The organism is Sedimentibacter sp. (genome assembly GCF_033447055.1).
Classification (GTDB): Bacteria; Bacillota; Clostridia; order Tissierellales; family Sedimentibacteraceae; genus Sedimentibacter.
Window position 1 is genome coordinate 1 of sequence record NZ_JAWQJF010000149.1, and the last position, 8,959, is coordinate 8,959.

Here is an 8,959-nt window from a genome sequence, read left to right on the forward strand (position 1 = left end):
GATGTTCAATTCACGAGCATAATAAAACAAATATTGCTGTGCATATCCTGAAAGACTGCCAAATTTATTTTCCGCAAATTTTCGTATTTCCTTATCATTTGTGTTTCTGTCAACATATAATGTCTGCATTACCCTTCTGACCCAAACATCTACTGGAAATGTATCAAATTGCTTCATTGAAAATAAAAGTACACAGTTAGCAACCTTGTCGCCAATTCCGCAATAAGTTTTTAAATAATTAAGTCCTTCATCATAGCTTGTATTTTTTATATTATAAATTATATCTTTTTCCTTTAAAAACCTTGTAGCTGCATCTTTAATTCTAGAAGCTCTGAAACCTGCCTTGCAATCTTGAATTTTTTCTAATGATGCATTTGAAAGCTGTTCTGCAGTTGGAAATGAATAATAATCTTTACCTTTGTAATTACATATAAAATCACCAAAACTTATGCTTAAATTCTCTATTACTTTTTTTATCATAGGTATTCTGTTATTAGCTGAAATCATGAATGATATCATTGTTTCCCATTCATCCTGATTTAAAATTCTTATACCGTATCCAAATTCAATTGCTTTATTAATTATTTCATCAGTATTTATTGAATTTTTAATTTCCTTATAATCAGTATTTAAATCAAAATAATTCTTAATAACATTGTCATAATCTTCCGCATTCACATTGTTAAACACAACTGTTGAACCTACTTGTCCAACATTTATAACTTTATCACCCACGACACCTGTATAAGTGTTATCTTCTTCTTTGTTCCATCTGAAACATTGCCCACAATCAAAAATATGACAAATATTGAAATCTTTCATATCTTCAATTATAATTTTATTGTTCTTTTCATCAACAATCATATGAATTCCTTCTTTATAAATGTTCTATTAAACATCCTCTTTTATTTGAAAAACGTAAAATAAAGGCTACAAAAACTATTAGAAAAATACATTTTTGTCTCCTTCATACCCCTACTCAGTTTTTGAAAAATCTTCAATGAAACTCCCTTTTCCATACTCCATAGCATTTTTAAAATTAGCTTTAGCTACACTCATATTATTTTCTTTTTTATTGATTTTTCCTAAAAAATAATATCCGAATGATTTTCTATAATCATTCGCACCTGATTTTGCCAATTCTTCAAAATAATCTTTTGAAGTGTTTCCTTTATAAAAATCTACTACATTTTTTACAATATCAATAAATTCTTTATAATAATCGTTCTTTTCATATTCTTCAAAAATAGGATTTGCTTTTTCATAGATTTCTTCTGCTTTTTTGGTCTCTCCCATGAAAACCATACTTAAAATTAAATTTTGATAATAAATAGGCTCCCAGTTTTTAGGCATTTTATTGATTTCATTTGTTAAGTCAATCACCTCTTGGAATTTACCTGCATAAAACAAACCTGTTGTTTTTTGAATGTTGTTAATAATAATATTTTTTGGGCTTAATTTTCTTGATAAAATTGCATCCATTTGTTCAATATATTTATCAGGTCTTTTCTGTATATAGAGATATTTGCTTAAAAGATTTATTTGGTCTACTTGTCTCTTCATTTTCAAAAAAACAATTAATAAAAATGCAACCATAAAAAATACTACATATTCCATTGCTATTCTCCTCATATGTTAAATTATCTATTTAAAAATTTTAAATCTTAAAGCTTTAATTTAGCTAAAGCATCTGCTAAAGCAGTGTTAATAACTTGATCTTGTTTATTACTTTGTTTTTCAATAAACTTTGATGCTTCTTTTTTTGAAATGGAAGATGTTTCATTTTCTTTTCGCTTATTAAAAGCAGACAATTTCTCTCTAAAGCCGCACTTGCACACAAAAATTTTGCCTTCTCCTTCTCCTCGAAGTTCAAGCTTTTTATGGCAATTCGGACATCTTGCATTTGTTATTTGTGCAACACCTTTTCTGTAACCGCACTCTCTATTCTGGCAAACAAGCATTGTTCCTTTTTTACCGTTAACTTCAAGCAAATAATTTCCGCATTCAGGACATCTGGACTTTGTTTCATTATCATGAGTATATTTTTTCTCGCTGTTTTTTATTTCTTTGATTATTGTCTTTGTATAATCTATCATTTCATTTAAAAATTTATTTTTATCCAAATTTCCTTTAGCGATGTCATTGAGATTTTGTTCCCATTTAGCTGTAAGAACCGGGGATTTTAAATCAGCAGGAGACAGGTCAAGAAGTTGTCTTCCTTTTGAAGTTGTATAAATATATTTATCTTTCTTTTCAATAACAAAGCTGTTGAACAACTTATCAATAATTTCAGCTCTTGTTGCAACTGTTCCTAAACCACCTGTTTCTCCGATGGTTTTTTTCAAGTCTTTATCTGCATTTTTCATAAATTTTACCGGATTTTCCATTGCAGATAATAGTCCTGCTTCAGTAAACCTAGCCGGAGGCTTTGTTTCACCATTAGTTCTTGTTACAGAAGTTACTTGAATTGTATTTCCAATGCGAAGTTCATTAAGTATATCTTTTGGAAAATCATCGAGAATTTCTTCATCTTCATAATCCCCGTATACTTCTTTCCATCCCATGGACAATGTTATTCTTCCCTTAGATACAAATTCTTCGCTGCCTATATTCCCTGATATTACAATCTTCTCGTATTCAAAAGGCTTTGACAGCACTGCTAAGAACCTTTTAACAACCAAGTCATATATTTTTCTTTACTTGTCCGACAAAGCACCTAAAAACACAGTTTGTTCTGTAGGTATTATGGCATGATGATCTGAAACTTTGCTGCTATTAACAAAATTTTTACTTCCTTTTATAGGTTGAGAACTTATTTTAAATCCTATTTTTGCATAAGGTCCTACACTGCACGCTTTAACTCTGTCCTTTAATGTATCAACAATATCCTCTGTTAAATACCTTGAATCTGTTCTTGGATATGTCAAAACTTTATGCCGTTCATACAATGTCTGCATATGAGTTAATGTTTCTTTTGCTGAAAATCCATACTTGTTGCTTGCATCTCTTTGAAGTTCCGTAAGGTCATAAAGAAGAGGTGCATATGATAATGCTTTGTTTCTTGAAACATTTGAAATAACTAAGACTTTTGATTTGATTTTTTGAATAATATCATCGCATCTTTCTTTATTAAATGTCTTTGTTTCATTGTTCTTATCATGCCACGTGAACTTAAACCCTTTTGTTAATGCATCAATACCATAAAATTGTAAAGGTTTAAAATTACGAATTTCATCTTCGAGTGAAGCAATCATTGCGATAGTCGGAGTTTGAACTCTCCCGCAAGAAAGCTGCGCATTATATTTTGATGTAAGTGCTCTTGTTGCATTTATTCCTACTATCCAGTCTGCTTCAGATCTAGCTACAGCTGATGCATAAAGGTTGTTGTAAAGTTTCCCATCCTTTAAGTTGTTAAATCCGTCCTTTATGGCTTTGTCTGTTACTGAAGAAATCCAAAGCCTTTTAAAAGGTTTTTTAACTTCTGATTTTTCAATAATCCATCTTGCAACAAGTTCTCCTTCTCTACCGGCATCTGTTGCTATTACAATTTCAGTTACGTCCTTTCTCACAAGGAGACTTTTCACAACTGCAAATTGCTTTTTAGTATCTTTTATTACTTCAATTTTCATTGTACCCGGTATAATTGGAAGATCTTCCAATTCCCAATGAGCATATTTCGAATTATAACTTTCAGGATCAGCAAGTGTAACAAGATGTCCAAGAGCCCAAGTTACAATATATTTACTTCCTTCCACATATCCATTTCCGCCTTTATTGCAGTTTAAAACTTTTCCTATATCCTTCCCTACGGAAGGTTTTTCTGCTAAAACTAATATCATTTTATTATTCCTTTTCTTTTGTTTGTATTATTGTATCACAATATTGTAAAATTAAAAATCTATTTTATTTGATGTATGTATTGCAGTATTATTCCAATTCAATATTATCTTCATCTTTTTTTCTGTTGTTTTCTGTTTTTATATGTTCTAATTTTGTAACAGATACTTCATATGCTGTCTTTGTGTCATATGATTCGCTGTCATTTTTTTTCTGATACTTTCTGCTTTGAATTCTTCCCCAAAGTTTTACATGATCACCAACTTCTAATTTTTCACAGTACCTTGCATTTCTCCCCCATGCAATGCAAGGTATGTAATCAGATTTGTTATATGATCTGTTTACTGCAATAAGCATATCTGTTATTTCTCTTCCAAATGGAGTAGTTCTAAATTTTGTTTCTTTACACAAATAACCGTTTAAGAAAACTTCATTAGGATGTTTTTTAATTTCTTCCAGTTCATATTCATCCGGAACTAAAATATCTCTTACAAAAACTCGCAGAAGCAATTTATTGCTTGTATCTTCATATCTGTTATAAGATCTGAACTGCCCATCAATGACTAGATAATTACCAATTTCCATACTTATATCGTTTATTATCCTCTCAGATATTATTACAGGAAGCAAATCTTTGGTATCACTTAACCTAGGAACTTCTAAATAGAATTCATAAAACTTTTCTCCAAATACTTCATGGCTAAATTCCAAATTACTGTTTATTTTACCAACTATCCTTATATAATTTGACTGCATCTGTTTATCGTTCATATACATTTTTTCCCCCTAAAATTTGTCTTATATATTTCATCATATTCAAACAAAATTAATATATGATAAAAAATTATTGAAGTTTAATTTTTTATGTTATATAATATTTTGAAATAATACATAGTTACGGGTTGCGGAAAACTAATAAAAATGAAAGAATATTCCTTTGCAATCTGTGCTTTTATTAGAAAAGAAAGGACGATAATATGAAATTAGGTATAGTAGGACTTCCAAATGTAGGCAAAAGTACATTATTTAATGCAATAACTTCAGCCGGAGCTGAATCTGCAAATTATCCTTTTTGTACAATTGAGCCAAATATAGGTGTTGTGGATGTTCCTGATAAGAGATTGGATTTTTTGACGAAGATGAGCAGTTCGGGCAAAACCGTTCCAGCAGTTATAGAATTTTTTGATATAGCCGGCTTAGTAAAAGGTGCAAGCAAAGGTGAAGGTCTTGGAAATAAATTTCTATCCCACATTAGAGAAGTTGAATCTGTTGTACATGTAGTAAGATGCTTCGATGATGAAAATGTAATACATGTTGAAAATACTGTTGACCCTAAAAGAGATATAGAAATTATAGAGTTAGAACTCGTACTTGCAGACTTAGAAGTTATGAGCAAAAGACTCGAAAGGCTTTCTAAAGTAATTAAAAACGACAAATCTCTTCAGCCGGAATTTGAATTGACAAAAAAAATAGTTAAAGCATTAGAAAATGAACAGCAAGCTCGCTTTTTAGACTACACTGAAGAAGAGCAAAAACTACTTAAAACATTTAATTTAATTACAGCAAAACCAGTTCTTTATGTAGCTAATGTTGATGAAAATTATTTAGATAATCCTTCTGCCAACAAATATGTTGATGAAGTAAAACAGCATGCTCTTGTTGACAATTCAGAAGTAATAACAGTATGTGGAAAAATAGAAGAAGAAATTTCAGCACTTGACGATAATGAAAAAAAAGAATTTCTTCAGGAATTAGGCTTAGAAGAATCTGGTCTTGATAAACTTATTAGAGCCAGCTATCATCTTTTGGGATTAATAAGTTTCTTTACAACAGGTCCTATGGAATCAAAAGCATGGACTATTATAAAAGGAACAAAAGCACCCCAGGCAGCAGGTAAAATTCACTCAGATATTGAAAGAGGCTTTATCAGAGCAGAAGTTACTAAGTATGATGATGTAGTAAAATACGGTTCAATGAATGCAACAAAAGAAAAAGGTCTCATGCGTCTTGAAGGCAAGGAATATGTAATGGAAGACGGAGACATTGTATTGTTCAGATTTAATGTATAGAGGTATGGGGACACGCCTCTTTTTACAGGGCGAGTCTCTGAGGGTAAGAGGAATGTCCCCGATATTAAAAAGCTCACTTTTAAGTTAAGTTAAAAGTGAGCTTTTATAATTAAACATTTTTAATCATTATGAATGTGTTTCAGCATCTTGAAGAAGTTTTTATCCCTTCTTGCCATAGCTTCTTCGCCTTTTCCATCAGAGTAATCATACCAGCCCTTACCTGTTTTAACTCCTAAATTACCATTATCCATTAATTCCTGCTGAAGTTTTGTCGGTTTCTTTTCATCGCTTAATTCATTGAACAGATAACTTGAAATGTAATAGAAAGTATCAAGGCCTCCTAAATCAGCTGTTTCAAAAGGTCCCAATACAGGATATCTGAAACCAGGGCCATACTTCATGGCTTTGTCAACATCTTCAACTGTGGCAATACCATCTTGTACTATTTTTAAAGCTTCTCTGTAAACAGCAAATTGAATTCTGTTTCCTATAAACCCGTTTACATCCTTTAATACAACAACTGATTCCTTGCCTATTTTAGCAACTAGTTCCTTTAATAACTGCACAGTTTCCTCAGTTGTTTCGTCAGCTTTAATAAGTTCAATTAAAGGAATGATGTGTGGAGGATTCCACCAGTGCATTCCAATAAATCTTCCTTTGTTTTCAATCTTCTGACATATGCCGTTAATGCTTAATCCTGAAGTATTAGTTGCAAAAATACAATCATCCTTAGTGATTCCTTCAACTTCTTTCCAGTAATCCTGCTTAATATCCATCTTTTCAATTATTGCTTCAACAATCATATCCGCATCTGCAAATACACTTTTATCAGTTGAATATGAAATTTGGGCCAAGGATTTTTGAGCTTCTTCTTCAGTGAGTAGCCCTTCTTTTATTAAAGTTTTTTGGTTAAGCAATATAATTCTTTTGGTATTTTCCAAAAACTTTTCTGCAATGTCGGTTACAACAACTTCATAGCCATTTTGTGCAAATATTTGTGCAATGCCGGAACCCATTGTTCCTCCGCCTGCAATTCCTATTTTTTTAATATTTTCTAATTTCAAAATTTCCCTCCTGCTAATATATTCTTCCAAAGGGCTACATGAAATGAAGATGCAGCCATTGCCACATCTTATTTCATTTCTCTGATTACTTTGTTAATAGATTCCTAAACTTCCTAAAATCAGAGCTGGTATAGAGGCAACTATTGGAAGTACTAAAGATGTCATACAAATGTCTATGTAAGAATCCTTGTGAGTCAATCCGGTTACTGCCAGAAGCGTCAAAACTGCTCCGTTGTGTGGAAGAGTATCAAGACCGCCTGATGCTAATGAAGCTACCCTGTGGAATGCTTCTGGGCTGATTCCTGTTTGCGCTGCAATAGCCATGTATTTTTCTCCCAATGCTTCTAATGCTATGCTCATACCTCCTGATGCAGAACCGGTAGCACCTGCTAACAGGTTTACTGCTACAGCTTCAGAAATCAATGGAGTACCTGGTACATTAAGAAGTAATTTTGTAAGAGCTGCAAAACCTGGAACAGACTTTACAACTGTACCAAATCCAACTGCTGCTGCAGTATTTAATATTGCCGTTATGGAACCAACTGCACCATTGCTTATTGATTTAGTAAATCCTTGATATTTATTGTAGCTTATAATCATTGATAATATAATACCACATAATAAAGCTATAATAATATCCCAATTGAATACGTTCATTGTTACTATAACAGTAACTAATGGGAGAAAAGATAAAAATGGATTTGGCAAAGCGCTGTAGTCAACTTCTACAGCTTCTTTATTCTTTGGTTCTGTAAACACATCACCTGCAGCAGTGAATTTTCTCTCTCTGTATTGAAGCCACAAAACTCCTAATATAAACATAAACAGTGCTGCAACAATACCCATTATAGGCGCTGCTGTTGCAGTAGTTCCATAATATTTAGTAGGAATTATATTCTGAATTTGTGGAGTGCCAGGAATTGCTGTCATTGTGAAAGTAAATGAGCCAAGAGCTATAGCTCCAGGAATTAACTTTCTTGTAATATTAGCTTCTCTAAACAGTTCCAATGCCAATGGATACATTGCAAATACAACGACAAACAAGCTGATGCCACCGTATGTCAATACTCCGCAACCTACTACAACACCGATAATTGCTCTTTTAGGTCCTAGAGTCTTAGTAAGCCAATGAGCTATTGATTTAGCTGCACCTGTGTAATCCATTAAATGACCAAAAATTGCTCCCAGCATGAATACAGGAAACCATGATTTAACGTAACCAGCAAGACCTGTCATATAAGTATCTTTGTACATTTCAAGTGGACCAAGACCACCTGTTAATCCTACAACCAAGGCACAGACTGGAGCCACCCAAAGAATCGAGTAGCCTCTGTAAGCTAAAAACATCAATAATACTAATCCTAAAATAATTCCAAACATAAATTTTCCTCCTATTTTTGTATTTTATTATTATGTTGAGGCAGCTTTAGTTTAAATTCTAAAGCTGCACTCCTAAAGGTATTATGCGCAAGTCCATCCACAATCAATAGTGAACATGGAACCTGTAATAAAAGATCCTGTATCTGAACATAGAAATTTGGCAACTTCTCCAACATCCTTAGGATCTAACAATTTTTTAACAGCAGCTTTTTGGAGCATAATATCAGAAATAACCTGATCTTCTGGTATTCCGTGAGTTTTTGCTTGATCAGCAATTTGTTTATCTACTAATGGTGTTCTTACATAAGAAGGACAAATTGAATTTACAGTGATACCATATTTAGCACCTTCTAAAGCAGCAACTTTTGTCAGTCCTCCAAGGCCGTGTTTAGCAGAAACATAGGCAACTTTAAATTCTGAAGCTACTAAACCATGAATTGAATTCAAGTTTATAATTCTTCCCCAGCCTTGTTCTTTCATTGTAGGCCATACGTATTTTGTTAATAAAAATGGAGCTGTCAGCATTAAATTCATCATGAAATCCCATTTATCTTCTGGAAAATCTTCTATAGTAGTTACTGTTTGTATGCCTGCAACATTTACAAGAAC

At 32.4% G+C, this 8,959-nt stretch carries 7 protein-coding genes and 1 pseudogene; 1 reads left to right on the forward strand and 7 read right to left on the reverse strand.

Translation table 11 applies throughout. From position 1 onward, the window contains the following. From SA378_RS10240 to SA378_RS10255, 4 genes and pseudogenes are all read right to left on the reverse strand, one after another. Positions 1-864 (reverse strand): DNA-3-methyladenine glycosylase family protein (locus SA378_RS10240; RefSeq protein WP_318525891.1); only part of this gene is annotated, 864 nt, incomplete at its 3' end. A 111-nt stretch (positions 865-975) separates the two neighbouring features. After that, positions 976-1,617 carry a hypothetical protein gene (locus SA378_RS10245; RefSeq protein WP_318525892.1) on the reverse strand — a complete coding sequence of 214 codons (642 nt, stop codon included), beginning with the start codon at positions 1,615-1,617 and terminating at the stop codon, positions 976-978. 47 nt (positions 1,618-1,664) lie between these two features. Further along, positions 1,665-3,839 (reverse strand): annotated as a pseudogene (locus SA378_RS10250) (DNA topoisomerase III). 88 nt (positions 3,840-3,927) lie between these two features. Further along, the gene (locus tag SA378_RS10255; RefSeq protein WP_412178697.1) at positions 3,928-4,608 is read right to left on the reverse strand and encodes a single-stranded DNA-binding protein; all 681 of its coding nucleotides are present in this window, start codon (positions 4,606-4,608) and stop codon (positions 3,928-3,930) included. A 206-nt stretch (positions 4,609-4,814) separates the two neighbouring features. Here SA378_RS10255 and ychF point away from each other — a divergent pair, with 206 nt between their 5' ends. Further along, complete coding sequence (gene ychF, locus SA378_RS10260; RefSeq protein WP_318525894.1) at positions 4,815-5,906, forward strand: redox-regulated ATPase YchF; 1,092 nt, start codon at positions 4,815-4,817, stop codon at positions 5,904-5,906. Between the two features lie 119 nt (positions 5,907-6,025). Here the strand turns inward: ychF and SA378_RS10265 are convergent, their stop codons facing one another. The 3 genes from SA378_RS10265 to SA378_RS10275 form a co-directional block, all read right to left on the reverse strand. Continuing rightward, on the reverse strand, positions 6,026-6,970 hold the full coding sequence (locus SA378_RS10265; RefSeq protein ID WP_318525895.1) for a 3-hydroxyacyl-CoA dehydrogenase family protein: 945 nt from the start codon (positions 6,968-6,970) through the stop codon (positions 6,026-6,028). A 93-nt stretch (positions 6,971-7,063) separates the two neighbouring features. Continuing rightward, the gene (locus SA378_RS10270; RefSeq protein ID WP_318525896.1) at positions 7,064-8,350 is read right to left on the reverse strand and encodes a GntP family permease; all 1,287 of its coding nucleotides are present in this window, start codon (positions 8,348-8,350) and stop codon (positions 7,064-7,066) included. Between the two features lie 81 nt (positions 8,351-8,431). Continuing rightward, a partial coding sequence (locus SA378_RS10275) for an SDR family oxidoreductase (RefSeq protein ID WP_318525897.1) occupies positions 8,432-8,959 on the reverse strand: 528 nt, incomplete at its 5' end.

Excerpts from the sequence above, each read along its gene's own strand:
- SA378_RS10255 (WP_412178697.1), bottom strand. The coding sequence starts at position 4,608 with ATGAACGATAAACAGATGCAGTCAAATTATATAAGGATAGTTGGTAAA.
- ychF (WP_318525894.1), top strand. The coding sequence starts at position 4,815 with ATGAAATTAGGTATAGTAGGACTTCCAAATGTAGGCAAAAGTACATTA.
- SA378_RS10270 (WP_318525896.1), bottom strand. The coding sequence starts at position 8,350 with ATGTTTGGAATTATTTTAGGATTAGTATTATTGATGTTTTTAGCTTAC.
- SA378_RS10245 (WP_318525892.1), bottom strand. The coding sequence starts at position 1,617 with ATGGAATATGTAGTATTTTTTATGGTTGCATTTTTATTAATTGTTTTT.